Raw genomic sequence first — 17,278 nt, forward strand, 5'->3', positions numbered from 1 at the left:
CCGAAAAGGAAATCTGTTTCTTTATATTGACCTTGCAAAGGTAAGGGACTAAAATTTAATTTTAAAATATTTTTATAAAAAAGTCTTAAAATTTAGATGTATCGCATTTATTTACCCTATTTATTGAATTTTTTTGAACTATCGAGTGAATAATGAGTAAAAATTTAGAAATTGATAATACCGATTTGCGGATTTTGTCGCTATTGATGGAAAATGCCGGACTAGCTTATACCGAAATCGGAAAGCGCGTACACGTATCTGGCGGGACAGTGCACGTCAGAATGAAGAAAATGGAGCAATTGGGCATCGTCAAGGGCTCGCAATTGATCATCGATCCCGCAAAATTGGGTTGGGACATCAGTGCTTTTCTGGGTGTGTACCTTGACAAAAGCTCGCTCTACGAAAATGTAGCGGCTGATTTAGAGAAAATTCCCGAGGTTGTAAATATTCACTATACGACTGGTGTGTACAGTCTTTTTGCAAAGATAGTCTGCCGTGACACCGGGCATTTGCGCGAAGTACTTCATGATAAAATACAGAAAGTCAAGGGGATTCAGCGTACCGAAACGATTATTTCGCTTGAAGAGCGTATCAATCGGTCTATCCCGCTTGAGGAAGATTGAAAATTATTTTCCAAAGTTTTTTCTATATATAAAAAACTTATATATATTTGTACATGCACCCTTGTTTAGGGTAGTTTATTAAAATAATCATTCAAACCAAGCAATCGCTGCCGCGGAGGCCAAACATAACAAATGGAAAAAAGCACAAGTAACGAGTACGTACGCGGAACCTTGAAGACAATCGTTTTGAACTTACTTTCAGACTGTGACCGAATGTACGGCTATGAGATTACACAACAAGTGACCGAACGCACAGCTGGTGAAATTAACCTGACTTTCGGCGCTCTGTATCCGGTACTTCATAAATTAGAACAGGAAGGATTGCTGGTTACTGAATCAGAAGCAGTGGATGGCCGGATGCGTAAGTACTATTCGCTCACCACCCAGGGAACCGAAACTGCCCGCACCAAAACGAGTGACCTCGAACGCTTCATGGAAGCCATGAAGCTGCTGCTCTCGCCTCCCGGCGAAGCTACCCCGAGTCTGGTTCCGAAAGGAAATTAGGCTACCCATGAATCAAATCACTTTGCCCTTATAGAGCTTTACCTCAATCGATATGAAACGTCTGACCGATTTCCGCCTTGCAGAATTGAATCGCTATCTGGAAACAAGCGGCCTTAGTGATGCCCTAATGCCCGAACTTCTCGATCATCTGGCGTGTGAAGCAGAGGAACGACTTTGGGCTGGTAAACCGCTGGAGGAAGTGATCGAGTCATTGAGGAAAGAGGTAGACCCCGATGTATTATTGGATTTGAGTCTTAACCATAAACATCTGTTAGCCATGAATGAATCATTGAACGACATCGTTTTCGAGAATCGCAACAAGCTCTACGGAGCCTATGCCCTGCGCCGTGACTACGGCGGCAACGTTCAGCGCGCCACCATTATTGGCGTTGGGATTTTTCTATTGATGTTTCTGCTGCCGGAGTTGTACGCCCGACTTAAAACTACCGATGAAAAGGACATTGCGTTCATGGTAGAGGCCAAAACCATTAAGATAACCCCAGAGAAAATTACGCCGATTGCGCCGCCTGTGGTTGAACCAACGCCACCCACAGCAAAGACAGTTCGCTCCCGGCCCTATGAAGTCATGCCTGACGAACAAGTCCCTATCGAAATGCCACCGCCCACAGTTGAAATGCTGGAGAACGCACAGACCGGGCAGGCAAATGTGGATGGAGAATCATTCATGGAATTTGTGGTTCCGCCCGCCGAGGCGGCGGGAACCGGCAAAGGGGATGTAATTGAGGTGAAACCCGAGGAGGAAAAAACGCTCCTTTTTGCCGAACAGCAACCACAATTTTTTGGGGGAAGTCAGGCGTTTGCCAATTTTCTGCAAAAAAACTTAAAGTACCCGCGCGCTGCCGCTCAGGCTGGAATCCAGGGAAAGGTATTCGTCGAGTTCACTGTAAGCACCGACGGCAAAATCGAAAAGGCAAAAACTATCAAGGGCATCGGATTTGGCTGCGACGAAGAGGCCATCCGAGTGGTCAACATGATGCCCGATTGGCTTCCCGGCAAGCAATCGGGAGTGCCCGTGCGCGTTCGGTTCACGCTGCCCATTGCCTTTCAATTGGAGTAAGGATCTGCATTTCGAGTGTATGGTCACCAGGACTGATACGAATGGGCTATTTTATTTTTGAAGGAAATCCCTGCCATATGGCAGGGATTTCCTAGTTTTGGGAAAGGGTAACGCCCTTTCCTCAACAACCTTCCTTTTACTTACGCACAAGAATAATTGTACTCCATAGTTGATATTGAAACTACAGGTGGTGTTGCCGGAAAAGGCCGGATCACTGAAATTGCCATATTCCGCCATGACGGCCATCAGATCGTGGACTCTTTCCAATCGCTTGTAAATCCGCAGACGTTCATTCCCCCGTTTATCACGAGGCTCACCGGGATCGATAACCATATGGTGAAAGACGCTCCCACCTTTGAGGAAATAGCTGATTCTGTCCGCGCCCTGACGCTTGATGCCTGGTTTGTAGCTCATAATGTGAGCTTTGACTTCAATTTTATCAGGAAGGAGTTTCAGATGCTCGACGAATACTTTGAGCGGGATAAGCTTTGTACAGTGCGTTTGAGTCGAAAAATCTTCCCTGGCTACAGATCGTACAGTTTAGGGAATTTATGCCAGAGTCTTGAAATTCAAATTAAGGATCGCCACCGTGCGGCGGGCGATGCGGCCGCTACGGTGAGGCTGTTTGAAATGTTACTCAGGGCAGACACTTCGGCGCTGATTCCAGTGGACTAAATTCTAAGGCCGGAATTGCTGATGGCACAGTTTTGATAGGCATATCTGCATCAAACTTCACCATAAATTGCAGATAACATGAAAGCCCTGGCCAACTCCATCAACTACCTCGTAATCTTTTTAATAGCTATTACACTTGTCAGCTGCGAACTGGCGGGAGATATTTTCGAAGGCGGCGTCTGGACGGGCGTGATACTGGTCTTTGTTGTGATCGGTGTAGTTATCTACGGAATTTCCCGATTATTTGGCGGCGGCAAATAAGGGAATCCATCATCCAATAGCCTCATTCCAATCAGGTAGGTTGCCAAACCGCCGAAGGGTTGACACGTGGGAGAGTAAAGCTTCATTGAAAGTTTCATTTTCCAAGTACACGAGTCCGAACTCCTCGGCGGTCTCTTTTACGATCGGGGCGATTGATGGATAATGTACATGGCAGATGCGGGGAAAGAGGTGGTGCTCCACCTGAAAGTTCAGCCCACCTACATACCAGGAAAGCCATTTATTGCGACGGGAGAAATTAACGGTAGTTTGTAATTGGTGAATAGCCCAGTCGTTTTCGATAATGCCTTTTTCGTTAGGTTGAGGATGATCCGTTCCTTCCACGGTATGCGCGAGCTGAAAAATCACTGTCAGAATCAGGCCGGCGGTAAAGTGCATAAGCAAAAAGCCGCCTAATATCTCACCAAAGGGTATGCCAAACAGGTAGATCGGGACCAGGAAAAAGATCCCGAAATAAATGGCTTTCATCAAAATCAATTTGATGAGTGTTACTGTATTCTCCTTCCTGGTCTGGGTGTTTACCCCTGATTTGGTAAAGGAAACATGCTGGACAAAGTCTTTGGCAACTACCCAGTAAAGCGTCAGTATACCATAAAAGAAAAAGGCGTATATCCATTGAAACCGGTGGATGCCCTTCACCTCAGTATGTGGTGAGAGCCGTACGATGAGTCTGTCCTGAATGTCTTCGTCCATCGGCACCACATTGGTAAACATGTGGTGAAGTGTGTTATGCTGTAGCTTCCAGTTAAGTACGCCACCACCCGCAAGGTTGAGCGAATATCCCATCCACTTGTTTACCGTTTCGTTTGCTGAGTAAGCTCCATGGTTGGCATCATGCATTATGCTCATCCCTATACCACCAATGCCCAGGCCCATCAACAGCCACAAAGTCAGACTAAGCCACAGGGGAGGGTTAAACACCAAAATGAATATAAAGGGCAAAATGTAGGCACTCAACAACACGACCGTCTTTAAGATCATTGTGCTGTTGGCATGGCGGCAAAGATTATTTTCAGTGAAATAAGCGTCAACTCTGTTTTTTAAAGTGGGGAAAAATTTGTTTTTGTCTTTATTGACAAAGCGTATCCTTGGTTTTTGTTTCATGGAGATTGTTTTTACCGAACGGTAAAGGCGCTGGAAGCAGACTTAATCGCAAATGTAATTGATTTTAGGCTTAGTGTATCGTTCAAAAGTAACGGAAAGATATGTATTTAGGACCCAGCGGATGGGAAAACGTAAAGATTTATAAATTGAGCCCTGAGAGACTGCGGATGAAAAGGTCTCGGAAGAGAAACTAGGAATATTGAAGATACAGGCATATAACGAACATAACGAACCGGCTTCTAATATGTTTCAAAATGCCGGATCGTATCGATTCTACTTATTTTTTAAAAAAGTGGTGTTGATGCTTGCGTAAATGATTTCTGACCTGCATATTTGCACTCCGATTCGGAATGAGGGATCGGAAGACACAAGCGGGGGATTAGCTCAGTTGGCTAGAGCGCTTGCATGGCATGCAAGAGGTCATCGGTTCGAATCCGATATTCTCCACCAGAGCGGCGGTACACATGTGTACCGCCGCTTTTTTGCGTATTTATCAACCAAAAAAATCGGGAGTAGCATATGCCACTCCCGATTCCTCAATACACTCTTCAAAAATCTGTTTATTCAAAGGTGAGCATTCGCTCAACTACCGTTTCCTGGCTGGTGATGGTGAATTCTTTCTCCATTTTTTCACCTTTCCCTACCACCGAGATTTTGTATGCTCCGTCTTGGAGTCCCTGCAGGTTGAACTTTATGCAGGCTTTCTTCTCCTTTTTACCAATACTCTGGCGGGCCAGCAAATCGCCGTTTGCATTCGTGACGAGAACCGCAACATAATTGGCGACTGATTTCTCAACGTTGACGTTTACTCCGCCGTCGATGTTCTTGTAGATGACTGCGCCGAAGGTAGTAGGCTTTTTGGCATTGTCACCAGGACCGGCGAATGCTACTGTTGTACCGAGCGCCAGAGCGCAGATCAGGGTTTTGATGGACTTTTTCATGGCTTTGTAGTTTTTGGTTTTGGCTAATGTTTGTCGTTGTTGACTCTACAAAGATGGGGTATTGGAAGGTACTATGTATAACAAAGTACATAGGCGGTATTTTTCAGGGAGGAAAGGAAAATCGATGAAAGCTACGATATCAATAGCTCAGCCTATAGACCATAGGCTGCATTACAGGGTGGGGTTTCACATTTCTAGCTTTGTCAGCAGAGCCACCACATCTTGTTCGGAACGAAGATTGAGGTTGTGATTTTTAATGATCTCACTGGCAATTTTGGCATCAGGAAGTTTGGAAAGCAGGTTTCGCTCATTGAGTTTCACCGAAATGATGCTTCCTTCGGGCTCTTGCAGGAATAGGTCTTCACTTTTGAAATACTCGTAGTCGTAACTCACATTCTCGTTGTAGCCATTGCGCTCCACCTTATCAAGCCGGGCATTGTAGCGGCGTAGGAGCTTCGTGCTTATTCCCGAATAAAGCGCTTCATAGTACTGGTTTTTCAAACGCACGAACAATCGGTCCCCGATTCTGAAAGACTCGGGATATATGATTTTTTCAACGGAATCCACACTCACTACCACATAGTCTTCCACCATATTGTAATTGAGGGGGAATCGCAGCGCATTGCCTTTATGAGTCGGTAAAGTGCCCGATTGCCAGTCAGCAAACAGAAAGGGTGAACCCTTTATCCCCACAGTGCGGTAGCTGTTGTTCTGGTTATCGGTACGATAGTCGTACTGCTGCCCCCGGAAGGTGAAACGGTGGACATCGGTGGTTGAGTCGTAGGAGATCTCCTGCTGTCCGAAAGCCGTTGTGATTGAGAAAAGTAAAAGTACAGAAAGGTAAGTGGCTGATCTCATGGCTGAATGGGTTTGTTAAGCGGCCTACCAAGATACAAAAAAAGGAGAGAAATGTTTCTCTCCTTTTTTACAATAAGTTGGTTGCCACTAACTACATAGTACCATCAGATAATAACACACCTTTGGGTTTCGACTTGGACTTTTTCCGCATCACCACGTCATAAAGGTCGGTGCGGCGGTCTTTCATGATCTGCACCGAACCGTGCTCGTGCAATTCCTTCAACTGTAGCAAATCCACATCTACTATAAGCATGATTTCGGTATTGGCGGTAGCCTCTGCTTTGATTGTATTTGTGGGGAACTGGAAGTCAGAAGGAGTGAATACTGCCGATTGAGCGTAGTGAATGTCCATGTTCTCTACGCGGGGTAGATTCCCAACGCAACCCGATATGGCCACGTAACACTCGTTCTCAATAGCTCTTGCCATAGCGCAGTTTCTAACCCGCATATAACCATTCTGGGTATCGGTAAGGAAGGGGACGAAAAGAATTTCCATACCCTGCCTTGCCAGCAGACGACTCAGTTCGGGGAATTCGATATCGTAGCAAATCACAATGCCGATTTTCCCGCAATCGGTGTCGAATACCCTGACCTCGTCACCTCCCACCATGCCGTAGTGGCGAACCTCGTTGGGCGTAATATGAATTTTCCGGAATTCCTCGCTGGTACCGTCGCGGCGATAGAGATAGGCAGCATTGTACAATTTGCCGTCCTCTACCAACGGCATCGAGCCTCCTACGATGTTTACATTGTAAGAAATGGCAAATTCCTGCATCTTCTTTCGCACCACGTCAGTGTAGTCTGCCAGTTTACGGACAGCCTGCGGTTCGGGCATGTCATTGAACTGGGCCAGCAGCGGCATATTGAAGAATTCGGGGAATTGAATGAAGTCGGCTTTATAGGAACTTACCGCATCCACAAAAAACTCCACCTGCTCAAAAAAGGCATTGACATCTTTAAAAAGCCGCATCTGCCATTGAACCACCCCGATTCGAATAATCGAGTCCGAAGGGTTGGTGCGTTTATTGGCGGGCTGAAAATAGATATTGTTCCATTCCAGTAACGTTGCGTAGTCTTTGGACTCGGTGTCGCCGGGGAGGTAGCTGCTAAGTACCTTCCTGACGTGAAAATCATTAGCCAACTGGAATGTCAGGGTCGGGTCGTAGAGTTCACGGCGCTTTACCTTATCAATGTACTGCTTCGGAGTCAGTTCCTTGGCGTACGTATTGTAGTTTGGGATGCGCCCCCCGGCCACGATACTACGGAGGTTCAATCGCTCACAGAGTTCTTTCCGGGCATCGTAAAGACGCCGGCCAAGCCGCATGTCGCGGTACTCGGGGTGCACGAATACCTCAATTCCGTACAACACATCGCCCTTGGGATCATGGGTTTTGAAAGTGTAGTTGCCCGTCACTTCCGCATAGGTGTGCTCATCGCCAAATTTCTCGTAGGTGATGATGATCGAAAGCGCCACAGCCACTACTTTTCCGTCGACCTCGACACAAATCTGACCTTCGGGAAATTTACCCAGCAACAGGTCGATTTTCGATTTGCGCCAGTACTCGCCACCGATGCCCTGATAGGCTTCGATCATGGCCTCTTTCAAGTCGGCATAGTCCTCCTCAACAAGTTCTCTATTTATTATTTTCATATGATTATTTCGGGTGGGTATAAAAAATAATTCAACCCAAGGGAAGGTCGGGTTGAATTATTCTGCTTTTTACAAAAATACAGAAACCGCCCCGGAATGGCAAATTCGGGGGCGGTCTGGGTAAAGTGGCATTGTACGCATTTCAAAGTTTTGGCAACAGGGCCGATCAGAATTCAATCTGGCCCCGAATCTCGCCAGTGGGGTAGATAGAATTGTGAATATTGAAGTAGTACTTTCCGTTCAGCAACTCAGCTTCTTTGATTTTTACGCCGTCTACGACGACCGAATTTGAAAAGGAGCCTGAACGATCTTTCGGGATCAGGTCAATGAAAGAATGCTGCACGATCGCATTCATGCCACGATCTGCCACGCCATGAATGTGCGCACCTGTTGGAAGTTCAGCCAGGTTTTCCCAAGAAATGAAATAGCTAAGGAGTTTTGTGTTTTTATTGTACAGCACGTCGGCGCTGCCCTTAGCCCCTGTGTTGAGAGAAGGTACCTCTTGCTGGCTCGTCAAGACAATCCCCCTTTTAACCACATTCCGGTCCAGGTTGTAAAACTCGATTTGGCCGCGAATTGCGATTCTGAAATTAGGTTCGGTATTGAGATAGACATAAAACAAACCATTTAAGAGCTCCTCCTCCCTCTCTGCCGGAATGTCTAAATAACCCGTTGTGGTGCCACTTTTGCTTAGATCTACTAACGCCTGTCCAGTGAATGAGTGAAAAATAGGCCCACTCTGACCCCGGGGAGCGATGCGAATGTTGGCATTATACAAAGGAGAAGGCAAGTTTTCATAGGTAATCGTGTACTCAAGTTTTTTCGTGTTTTTGTTGTAGGACATATCCATAGTACCTTTTGAAGCAGTAGGGTTGCTATAAAAACCCGCTTGTTCGGCACTGATTGCCAGACCGTTTTGCTTTGTCATGTTGTCTTCACCCAATTCATGGTCTTTACAACCATTCAGGAAAGTGAATAGTAACAGAGGCAGAAAGTACTTGCTGATTGGTTTCATAACTTGCTTGTGAGTTAGAGTAGAAAAGTAATTAAACAGGAAAAAAATGCAAGCCCTGACTTTCTGGAATTTCAAAGCAGTCTAACCTCATAGAAAAATTAAACCCAATTGGAAATCATTGAAAAGGGCAGACACACTTAATGTGTTGTCCGCCCTTTAGGTAAGTACCTGAAATTATCTGCGATCAGAATTCGATCTGTCCGCGAATTTCTCCACCAGGATTAGCCGCCGTGTGTAGATTGAAATAGAACAAGCCGTTCAACAAATCAGCTTCCTGGGTTGCCGTGAGAACAGCCGAACCGCTGACCGCCCCCGAAGTTGATGGTGGTATGACAGCAAAGGGAAACAATACGCCTGCATTGGCCCCACGTGGTGCACTGCCGTGAATGTGACCCATTGATGGAGCACTTGACATATTGGTGAAAGTGACAAAATAGCTAAGGGTCTTCGTGTTTTTGTTATACGACACATCGCCGCTTCCACTGGCCGCTACCGATTTCGCGGGTACTTCCTGCGCACCTGAAAGCGGTAATGCCTTTTTACTTACAATAAAGCTTTGATCGTAAAACTCGATCTGTCCGCGAAGTTCTCCTGAGGGATAGGCCGCTGTATGGAAATTGAAATAGAACAGGCCATTAAGCAAATCCTGCTCCTGAGCCATTGTCAGGGTAGCCGAACCAATAACTACCCCGGAGGTGGCATTCGGGATCCCGGTAAACGGGAAAAGTACCCCTGAATTGGCGCCGCGCGGTGAACTTCCGTGAATGTGACCCGCAGTGGGAATACCGGACAAATTATTGAAAGTAACCGTGTAAGATAGCTTCTTGGTGTTTTTGTCGTACGAAACCTCAGCTGAGCCGGTTGCTGCACTATTGACAAGGATAGTCTCCTGAGCAGGACTCAGGGAGAGGCCGTTTTGCTCAATGACATTATTGCCCAGATCGTGGTCTTTGCAGCCCAGAAGCAAGCCCGCCAATGCCAGCAGGGGAAGTAGTTTGGTAAATGATTTCATTTGGTGATCTAGTTAGGTGAAAGTGAGAAATAATAGTAGCCAAAGGTAGTACTTAATTTATTGTTAATCTTGCAATTACCCACAATAGAAGAGGACTTGTTCCACCAGTTGCCAGGGTGTGTGAAAGGACCTGATTTAATGGTTGTCGTGAGATCAAGCCGGAAAAATGCCCCTCTCAATAAAAAAGCCTTGGCTTCCGGATTGGGAGGGGCATTTTATGTTCTAACGGAAAGTATGACTACTTGTCTTTTCCGTAGCCTTCCATTTTCACGAGCTTGTTGTACAAGCCGAGCATCAGGAAGGACGGGGCCCATTGGCCGACGAAAAGGGCGTCTCTGTCCCGGCCCAGAATTTTCAGGGTAGCCGAGGCAGCCATCGACCCCAATGAGGCCCATAGAAAGATATCAGATGGAATCCTGGCGGTGTAGTCTTCTATTGCAGCCGCCACCGGACCTTCTTTATGTTCTGGGTTGAAATTTTTGACTTTGTCTTTTACGTCGTCTTTTACGTCGTTTGCTTTGTCTTTTATCTGTTCTGTGGTTTCCATTTTACGTAGTTTGTTTTGATTAAAAGTAGATTTTCCGGTAAAGACTGTGTTTAGCGTAATTGTTCAGGATTTCAGAAGAATAACACGCTAACGGTAGTTACCGATTTACCTGTTCAAAAAAACATACCATACATGCCTCGGCAAATCAATTTGAAATTTTGAGGACAAAGTGGGCAAAATGGGGAGAGTTTGGGTTTGTTGAGTGAAGGAAATCCCTCATTTTGTGTAAACCATGTTGACGCGTTTTTTGAAATCAGGCACATTCGTGTTTATCCCGAAGCTACCTTTTGATTACAAACACACGTCTATACTAATCCCGTTGAGATAAAAGTGCCTTACTAACTTGCATCTGAGCGAGTCCGCAATGATTTAGGTGGATTCTACAGCATTCATTTACAAAAAAAGCCCCAATAGCGTCGATGTGACGTCGCTTTCAGGGCTAGATACTTTTTAGGAAGAATTTGAAATTTCCAGTGTTCGGTTAGAAAAGCGAGACATACCGATCGCTAGCTTTGCCTGACAACTGGTCTTCAGCTTCCGTTTCTATTTGAACAATAAGGAGGGCTGGGCTTCAACCTCTTGTTTAAATTTAGCCCATTGTGTAGTGAAGAAATCATTTACCTGCGCCAATGCAGTTTCGGCCATCGCTTCGGCATCTTTGATCATCGCTTCATCCTCCGCGTTAGGATCAAAAGGTTTACTGCCGGTCCAGGGAGTACCCGCTACGGTGTAAAATGCATCACGCCATACCGTGAGGGCCGTCTGCCGGTAAGGGCGACCGTAGCCTTGTTTGCCAAGTGGTTTGGGTTCTAGGAGTTCGCGCTTGATTTTGAGCGTGTCCTGCATTGCCTTCAACTTCTTGTTCCAGCCTATCCATGCCTCATCATCGGCGGTTTTTACCTGCTCCATGAGTTGCTTCACAGTGTTGTCGGCATCATTGAGTTGATCTATGGCTGCGGTTAATTTTTCGGCTGTCCTTTCAAGACGATCAGCCATGGCACGTCGAGCCAGAATAGCCGTGCGATTGTAGGGCAACCGAGGATCGGCCAGCACCTCAACCATGGTGGAGTCTTTGAGGTCTTTGTACTGGAAAACTACCTTGTAAGTACCAGGTAAAACGGGTAGACCTGTGGGTTCAGGGGCATTGGGCTTGGGTTTACGACTGCCGGGCTGACGGAATCCTCGTTCTCGCAAGTCCCAGGTGGTGCGCTGAATCCCTGCCGTATCGGGTTGGTCGGTAAAGGTCCTTACCAATTTTCCGCCGCCGTCGTATACCCGGATGTGTACCGTGTCCTTCATGGCCGATCTTTCAGAATCGATATTCGAGGTGGTGATGGTGTCGCCTTTCATTCCTGACAGTACCTGTGTTTCGGGGTTAACCATATTTCGACGTTTCCGTTGATTCATTGCGCTCTCCACAGGCGGCGGGGGAGGGGCAATGAGGGTACCTTTGGGATTGAAGTAGTAGGTCAACCGCGCCTGACGGATTCGGTTAGGGGCCTCCCATAAGCCATCGCCACCAGAGCCATACCCGGGACTATCTTTTGTTTCAGCCAAATAAGCGTCGGGGGCGGCGTAGGCTACCAATCTTTGGTCGGGTAGTTGCTTTGCCGAGGCAATTTTCCGCAGTGGCCGGATGTCGTCCAGTATGTAAAGCGAGCGCCCGAAGGTGCCAATTACCAAATCGCCCTCCCGTTCCTGAATGGCCAGGTCCATGACGCTGGTGTTCGGGATGCCGTGTGTCCACTGCTGCCAGTTGTTTCCGTCGTCAATGCTCACCCACAGACCGTGTTCTGTCCCGGCAAAAAGCAGATTGGGTACTTCTGAGTCGGGCAACACGCTCAGCGCGTATCCGCGCAAGCCTTTATCCGCAACCACGTTGTCCCAGGTCTTTCCGTAGTCGCGGGTGCGGAAAATGTAGGGCGAAAAATCACCCATGCGGTATTGGTTGGCCACTACGTAAGCCTCGGCAGGATTCAGCTTTGACACTTTCACTTGCGGAATCCAGGCTTCTTTGGGTAGGCCTTTAATAGTGATCTTGTCCCATGTTGCGCCACCATCGCGGGTAAGTTGCACGTTGCCGTCGTCGGTCGTGACCCATATCACACCCTTTTCCTTATAAGAAGGGGAAATAGCCAGTATCGTAGTGTTATTCTCCGCTGATGTAACATCCAGCGACAGGCCGCCGCTTTCATCCTGCTTCTGTTTGAGGGTGTCGTTGGTGGTCAGGTCGGGCGAAATAATCGTCCAGATTTTTCCTTTGTCGGTACTTTTATGCACAAATTGACTGCCATAATAAATAGTGCTGGGGTCGAACGGATCCTGCGCCAGCGCGGCATTCCAGTTAAAACGCAGCCTCGTTTTGAGGTCGGGAGCAGGAGGTTTGATGCCGTAGCTCTGTCCGGTTTCAACATCGAATCGGCCCAGCCCGCCACCCTGCGACATGGCGTAGCCATAGCGGGCGTTTTCGGCGTCGGGCATTACCTCGAAGCCATCACCACCCCATACACTTTGCCATAGGTAGTTGCGGATTCCTTCGCTCATCCAGGTGTAGGCCGGGCCACGCCACGAGCCGTTGTCCTGTAAGCCACCATAAACATTGTAAGGAATTTCGTTGTCCACCGCCACATGGTAAAACTGCCCGATGGGAATGCCCGTGGAGAAAATCCATTTTTTGCCTCCGTCGCGAGAAATGGAGACACCGCCATCGTTGCCGTTGATAAGCAATCTCGGATTTTTTGGATGAATCCACAGCGCATGGTGGTCGGCATGGGCCTGATTGAAATCGGCCACCGTCTTGAAGGATTTGCCCCCATCTATGCTCACATTCACTGTCTGCCAAAGCGCGTACAGCTTGTTTTCGTTGATCGGGTCGGCAATGATGTCGTTAAAGTAGAATGGACGGTTGGTGGCAATATCGGGGTCGTCGGTCACGAGCGACCAATGAAAGCCGCCGTCGGTGCTGGTGTAGAGTCCGTTTTTCTTGGCCTCGACCATCGCGTACATCCGGTCGGGGTTAGCGCGACTGATCGTCACGCCGCAGCGGCCGTAGTCCCCTTCAGGCAATCCCTCAGCTTTGCCCAGTTTTTTCCATGATCTGCCCCCATCGAAAGTCAGATACAGCCCAGAACCAGGCCCGCCCGACTGGAAATCGTAAGGCGTGCGGCGGTGTTGCCACATAGCGACAAGGAGTTTCCGGGGGTTCGTTGGGTCCATGATCATATCGCCCACGCCGGATTTTTCATTAGTGAACAGTATTTTCTCCCAGGTCTGTCCACCGTCTATCGTTTTGAATACGCCCCGTTCGCTATGTTCGGCATAGGGGTTTCCAATGGCACCCGCATAAACTACCTCGGGATTCATGGGGTCGATAAAAATACGGTGAATATTACGCGTCTTTTCGAGCCCCACCCTTTTCCAGGTTTTGCCGGCGTCCAGCGACTTGTAAATTCCTTCACCCAGACTGATTGAGTTACGCGGATTACCTTCGCCGGTCCCCACCCAAATCACGCTGGGGTTGGACTGCTGAATCGCCAGAGATCCGATGTTAAGCGTGGGCTGGTCGTCGAAAATCGGCATCCAGGTGCCGCCCACGTTTTCAGTTTTCCACACACCACCAGAAGCCGCTCCTGCGTAGATGATATCAGGGTTTTCTTCTACGGCTTCTACCGTGGTGATCCGCCCTGACATAACTGCCGGACCAATGCTGCGAACTTTCATGGCCTTGAACAGCCCGATGGGGAGAGGCTGGGCTACGGTCTTGCCGGCGGAAACAAAAATTAATAAAAAGGAAAATAAAGTACTTTGGAAAATTTTCTTCATATAAGTCGTGTTAATTTAAGAATATTGTTTTTCAAAAGTAGGTAAAAATAATATTTATAATATGTGCTTAGAATATACAATAGACAAAGGAATTCCAGGTTGGGATTCCAGCCTGGATCCAATAGCACACGATGGGTTGGTAAAAAAGCGGATTACATACGCTGAAACCTTTTCTCAAATTCTGCCAAATGGTCATCTGTGAAATCCAGATGTGTGACAATGCGAACCAGGTGTTTTCCAAAGGCAATAGCCCGTATACGCAGCATCTCCAATCTGCGCACGTAGTCTGTTGCTAAAATCGTCACCGGCAGTTGGAAAATGACAATATTCGTGTCGATTGGGTAAATGTCTACTATTTCCGGACTACGGCTGACAATTTCGCCAATGGTCAGGGCGCGGGCATGGTCGTCCGCTAATCGGTCTACATGATTGTCCAGGGCATACATCCCGGCGGCGGCCAGAAAACCGGCTTGTCGCCATCCTCCGCCCATTACCTTACGAAAGCGACGGGCTTGTTTTATAAAATCTTTGGAACCCAGCAATAGTGATCCTACCGGACAACCCAACCCTTTTGATAAACAGACACTGATGGAATCAAATACCGCCCCGTGTTGGGCAGGGGTTTCGCCTGTCGCGACCAGCGCGTTGAAAAGCCGGGCTCCGTCAAGGTGGAGGGGGATTCCGTTTTCATCGCAGACTTGCCGGATTGCCTGAATCTCTGAGAAATCGTAATAACATCCACCGCCTTTATTCATGGTGTTTTCAAGAGATACCAACCGCGTCACAGTGGCATGAATATCGTCGGGGCTGATGGCCTCAGCGACTTGCTCAGCACTGAGTCGACCACGATCGCCGTCCAATAATTTTACCGAAGAAAATGAGTTGAGCATAATGCCCCCTCCTTCGTAGAGGTAGATATGGGAAAGTTTGTCGCAAACTACGTCGCTACCAGGCTGGGTATGAACCCGGATCGCAAGTTGGTTGGTCATTGTGCCGGAGGCGCTGAATAATGCGGCCTCCTTCCCGAAAAGTGAGGCAGCTTTTTCTTCGAGGGCATTCACGGTCGGGTCGTCGCCCAGTACGTCGTCGCCGAGGGAGGCCGACCACATGGCATCCCGCATGGCAGTAGTAGGTTGGGTTATGGTATCGGAGCGGAGATCAATTATCATGAAAAGAAGGTGTTATTTGAAGCTTTCTGGAAGAGGGCAAAGATAGGCGGGTAATGAAGTTTTTTGTTCAAAGATTTCACCATGCTTGCTGAGTATTTAACCCGAAAATCCGGATGAGGTATGCCACTTCAATGATTCTGGTGATAGGGGATCTCTATAAGTAATCTCGAAGACTTCCATATAAATGGTGCCCGACCTTTTAAGTTTGATCCGGGCGAAGTATTTATACTTTCCTGTCTGGCTGTGATTGCCGAGCCTAAATCTATACAACTTGGAATGAGCATCTATTGTGGAATCTAGTGATCAGTACCTATTGACTTATCAGCATTCATAGCCATCGGCCGTTCAAGTCATCTGTTTTTTGGGAATTTTAAATCATCGGTGTAATAATCATAGATGTAGAACATGGGCAAAAAGCCAATCGCCAAAAAAAAGGCCACCCTACCAAGTTGGGTAATTTCTTGAAGCCATTTTTATTCCAGAACTGCACGATCGCGGAAATCAGCACCAGAAGACATAAATCTTTGATCAATCAATTATTTTAATTTCCGGCTGTTCAGGTACCTGCAACTTGAAAACGTCGCTCCTGGCATAATGGCCAACTACATCGAAATCAAGTTTACTCTTGGCAAGTACCGAGAAGTCCAGGTCGGCGACCAGAAGTCCTTCTTCGTTCCAAAGCGGTCCTGCCAGTAATTCACCCATCGGTGAATAAATAACACTACCACCCGCCGACATCACTTCCGGTTCATCTTTTATTTCTTTCTGGTAAAGTTCGGGGTAGTCGCTTTTACAAACGTACTGATTAGCCGCCAGGACAAAGCACCGGCCTTCAAGGGCAATATGCTGCATGCTCGCTTGCCAGGATGGCCGAGCGTCGGCAGTGGGGGCAAGATAAATGTCAACGCCCTTCTGAAAAAGTCCCATGCGGGCCAAGGGCATGTAGTTTTCCCAGCAAATAAGGCCGCCAATTTTTCCAATCGGGGTGCTAAACGAATGCAACGAACTACCATCACCCTCAGCCCAAATGTACCTTTCGAGTCCGGTCGGTTTGAGTTTCCGGTGCGTGCCGAGCAGATGTCCCTCACGCGAAAAATAAAGCAGGGAACAATAGAGCGACCCACCCGTGGCCTCGCGTTCTGTTACACCCAGCGCTACATAGATCCCCGCTCTTTTTATTGCACCCTGAATAGGCTTGAGTGCATCCGATCTCACGTCCACACTATTCTGCCAGTAATCAAGCCAGGAGTTTCGGCCCGCCTCGGTGCGCTTGCCCACGATTGCGTCGAAGCGAAGTCCGCGTGGGTAGCCCGGAAGGAATGATTCCGGAAAGAGTAAGAGCTCACAGCCCGCCGCCGCTCCTTTTTCGATCCAGTCGACTGCTATGGCGATGCTTTTTTCCAAATCAAAAATGGCAGGCGTTGCCTGTACCACACCAACTTTTATAACGGGGAGTTCCATTTGGCAAATATACTGGTGGGCACTGAATGGGAGGAATCAAAACCATCACAAAATACGTAATGAGCATTCGGTGTCTGATCAAAAATTACAAAGTCCGACAAATGAATCAAACGTCGGATTTTTTAGTCTAATGTCCGGATTTTCACTGGCAGTAAGCTGATGATTTACGTTACGCTTGATAGAGACCTGTGTTTTTGCCAATAATACATCCATCCGCAGCTACATGCTGCCCCATACTACCTTTAAAAATTGCCCAATTGGTAGAAAATTAAATTATGAAAATTGTGGTAAATTTTTGTGGAAAAGGAGGGCGAGATGAGGATTATTCTCAACAAATTTACTAATTGAAATCCAGCGATTGTAAAGGAAAACCTAGAAGTGAACACTTAAATTTCTGTTAGTGAGAGGCTTATTTGATGGTTTTTGTAATAGACACTTGTTCCGTTGTAGAATACCGGTAAATGGAATAGTTTTTTAACCGAGTAGAAATAGAATATGAGTAAATCATTTTATTTCTAAACACTTAAACTACCTTGATC

15 protein-coding genes and 1 tRNA gene are annotated in these 17,278 nt (G+C 47.3%); 6 read left to right on the forward strand and 10 right to left on the reverse strand.

The window, feature by feature from the left end; translation table 11 throughout:
* The first annotated feature begins 152 nt into the window (after nucleotides 1-152).
* The 5 genes from IE117_RS19720 (at nucleotide 153) to IE117_RS19740 (ending at nucleotide 3,141) form a co-directional block, all read left to right on the forward strand.
* Nucleotides 153-623, forward strand: a complete 471-nt coding sequence (locus IE117_RS19720) for an Lrp/AsnC ligand binding domain-containing protein (RefSeq protein ID WP_189566349.1) — start codon at nucleotides 153-155, stop codon at nucleotides 621-623.
* A gap of 132 nt (nucleotides 624-755) precedes the next feature.
* Entirely contained in the window at nucleotides 756-1,127 is a 372-nt protein-coding gene (locus IE117_RS19725) for a PadR family transcriptional regulator (RefSeq protein WP_189566350.1), read from the forward strand.
* Between the two features lie 52 nt (nucleotides 1,128-1,179).
* The gene (locus tag IE117_RS19730; protein WP_189566351.1) at nucleotides 1,180-2,205 is read left to right on the forward strand and encodes an energy transducer TonB; all 1,026 of its coding nucleotides are present in this window, start codon (nucleotides 1,180-1,182) and stop codon (nucleotides 2,203-2,205) included.
* Nucleotides 2,206-2,361: 156 nt separating this feature from the next.
* Nucleotides 2,362-2,880, forward strand: a complete 519-nt coding sequence (locus tag IE117_RS19735; protein WP_189566352.1) for a 3'-5' exonuclease — start codon at nucleotides 2,362-2,364, stop codon at nucleotides 2,878-2,880.
* Nucleotides 2,881-2,958: 78 nt separating this feature from the next.
* Nucleotides 2,959-3,141, forward strand: a complete 183-nt coding sequence (locus tag IE117_RS19740) for a hypothetical protein (protein WP_189566353.1) — start codon at nucleotides 2,959-2,961, stop codon at nucleotides 3,139-3,141.
* Between the two features lie 9 nt (nucleotides 3,142-3,150).
* On the opposite strand, the gene IE117_RS19745 is transcribed toward IE117_RS19740, so the two are convergent.
* Nucleotides 3,151-4,263 (reverse strand): fatty acid desaturase family protein, encoded by a 1,113-nt coding sequence (locus IE117_RS19745; protein ID WP_189566355.1) that lies wholly within the window; start codon nucleotides 4,261-4,263, stop codon nucleotides 3,151-3,153.
* A 373-nt stretch (nucleotides 4,264-4,636) separates the two neighbouring features.
* On the opposite strand from IE117_RS19745, the gene IE117_RS19750 reads away from it, so the two are divergent.
* Nucleotides 4,637-4,713: transfer RNA gene (locus IE117_RS19750), tRNA-Ala, on the forward strand.
* A gap of 110 nt (nucleotides 4,714-4,823) precedes the next feature.
* Here the strand turns inward: IE117_RS19750 and IE117_RS19755 are convergent.
* The 9 genes from IE117_RS19755 to IE117_RS19795 form a co-directional block, all read right to left on the reverse strand.
* Nucleotides 4,824-5,204: a T9SS type A sorting domain-containing protein gene (locus IE117_RS19755; protein WP_189566357.1), complete on the reverse strand. Its 381-nt coding sequence runs from the start codon at nucleotides 5,202-5,204 to the stop codon at nucleotides 4,824-4,826.
* Between the two features lie 186 nt (nucleotides 5,205-5,390).
* A complete protein-coding gene (locus tag IE117_RS19760; protein ID WP_189566359.1) occupies nucleotides 5,391-6,062 on the reverse strand; it encodes a hypothetical protein in 672 nt (223 codons plus the stop codon).
* A gap of 91 nt (nucleotides 6,063-6,153) precedes the next feature.
* Nucleotides 6,154-7,713 carry a bifunctional GNAT family N-acetyltransferase/carbon-nitrogen hydrolase family protein gene (locus IE117_RS19765; RefSeq protein WP_189566361.1) on the reverse strand — a complete coding sequence of 520 codons (1,560 nt, stop codon included), beginning with the start codon at nucleotides 7,711-7,713 and terminating at the stop codon, nucleotides 6,154-6,156.
* A gap of 166 nt (nucleotides 7,714-7,879) precedes the next feature.
* Nucleotides 7,880-8,728: a CHRD domain-containing protein gene (locus tag IE117_RS19770; RefSeq protein WP_189566363.1), complete on the reverse strand. Its 849-nt coding sequence runs from the start codon at nucleotides 8,726-8,728 to the stop codon at nucleotides 7,880-7,882.
* A gap of 184 nt (nucleotides 8,729-8,912) precedes the next feature.
* The gene (locus tag IE117_RS19775) at nucleotides 8,913-9,740 is read right to left on the reverse strand and encodes a CHRD domain-containing protein (protein WP_189566365.1); all 828 of its coding nucleotides are present in this window, start codon (nucleotides 9,738-9,740) and stop codon (nucleotides 8,913-8,915) included.
* A 238-nt stretch (nucleotides 9,741-9,978) separates the two neighbouring features.
* Nucleotides 9,979-10,287, reverse strand: coding sequence for a hypothetical protein (locus IE117_RS19780; protein WP_229581180.1), 309 nt, complete (start codon nucleotides 10,285-10,287; stop codon nucleotides 9,979-9,981).
* A gap of 543 nt (nucleotides 10,288-10,830) precedes the next feature.
* Nucleotides 10,831-14,109, reverse strand: coding sequence for a VPS10 domain-containing protein (locus IE117_RS19785; RefSeq protein ID WP_189566366.1), 3,279 nt, complete (start codon nucleotides 14,107-14,109; stop codon nucleotides 10,831-10,833).
* A gap of 152 nt (nucleotides 14,110-14,261) precedes the next feature.
* Nucleotides 14,262-15,278, reverse strand: a complete 1,017-nt coding sequence (locus tag IE117_RS19790; protein WP_189566368.1) for a threonine aldolase family protein — start codon at nucleotides 15,276-15,278, stop codon at nucleotides 14,262-14,264.
* Nucleotides 15,279-15,806: 528 nt separating this feature from the next.
* Nucleotides 15,807-16,739, reverse strand: coding sequence for a carbon-nitrogen hydrolase family protein (locus tag IE117_RS19795; RefSeq protein ID WP_189566370.1), 933 nt, complete (start codon nucleotides 16,737-16,739; stop codon nucleotides 15,807-15,809).
* Between the last annotated feature and the right edge of the window lie 539 nt (nucleotides 16,740-17,278).

It is taken from the genome of Persicitalea jodogahamensis (genome assembly GCF_014651615.1).
Lineage (GTDB): Bacteria > Bacteroidota > Bacteroidia > Cytophagales > Spirosomataceae > Persicitalea > Persicitalea jodogahamensis.

Bases quoted from the DNA above. Each gene is read 5' to 3' on its own strand.
- IE117_RS19720 (WP_189566349.1), top strand. From the start codon at position 153: ATGAGTAAAAATTTAGAAATTGATAATACCGATTTGCGGATTTTGTCG.
- IE117_RS19725 (WP_189566350.1), top strand. From the start codon at position 756: ATGGAAAAAAGCACAAGTAACGAGTACGTACGCGGAACCTTGAAGACA.
- IE117_RS19730 (WP_189566351.1), top strand. From the start codon at position 1,180: ATGAAACGTCTGACCGATTTCCGCCTTGCAGAATTGAATCGCTATCTG.
- IE117_RS19740 (WP_189566353.1), top strand. From the start codon at position 2,959: ATGAAAGCCCTGGCCAACTCCATCAACTACCTCGTAATCTTTTTAATA.
- IE117_RS19745 (WP_189566355.1), bottom strand. From the start codon at position 4,263: ATGAAACAAAAACCAAGGATACGCTTTGTCAATAAAGACAAAAACAAA.
- IE117_RS19755 (WP_189566357.1), bottom strand. From the start codon at position 5,204: ATGAAAAAGTCCATCAAAACCCTGATCTGCGCTCTGGCGCTCGGTACA.
- IE117_RS19760 (WP_189566359.1), bottom strand. From the start codon at position 6,062: ATGAGATCAGCCACTTACCTTTCTGTACTTTTACTTTTCTCAATCACA.
- IE117_RS19765 (WP_189566361.1), bottom strand. From the start codon at position 7,713: ATGAAAATAATAAATAGAGAACTTGTTGAGGAGGACTATGCCGACTTG.
- IE117_RS19770 (WP_189566363.1), bottom strand. From the start codon at position 8,728: ATGAAACCAATCAGCAAGTACTTTCTGCCTCTGTTACTATTCACTTTC.
- IE117_RS19775 (WP_189566365.1), bottom strand. From the start codon at position 9,740: ATGAAATCATTTACCAAACTACTTCCCCTGCTGGCATTGGCGGGCTTG.
- IE117_RS19780 (WP_229581180.1), bottom strand. From the start codon at position 10,287: ATGGAAACCACAGAACAGATAAAAGACAAAGCAAACGACGTAAAAGAC.
- IE117_RS19785 (WP_189566366.1), bottom strand. From the start codon at position 14,109: ATGAAGAAAATTTTCCAAAGTACTTTATTTTCCTTTTTATTAATTTTT.
- IE117_RS19790 (WP_189566368.1), bottom strand. From the start codon at position 15,278: ATGATAATTGATCTCCGCTCCGATACCATAACCCAACCTACTACTGCC.
- IE117_RS19795 (WP_189566370.1), bottom strand. From the start codon at position 16,739: ATGGAACTCCCCGTTATAAAAGTTGGTGTGGTACAGGCAACGCCTGCC.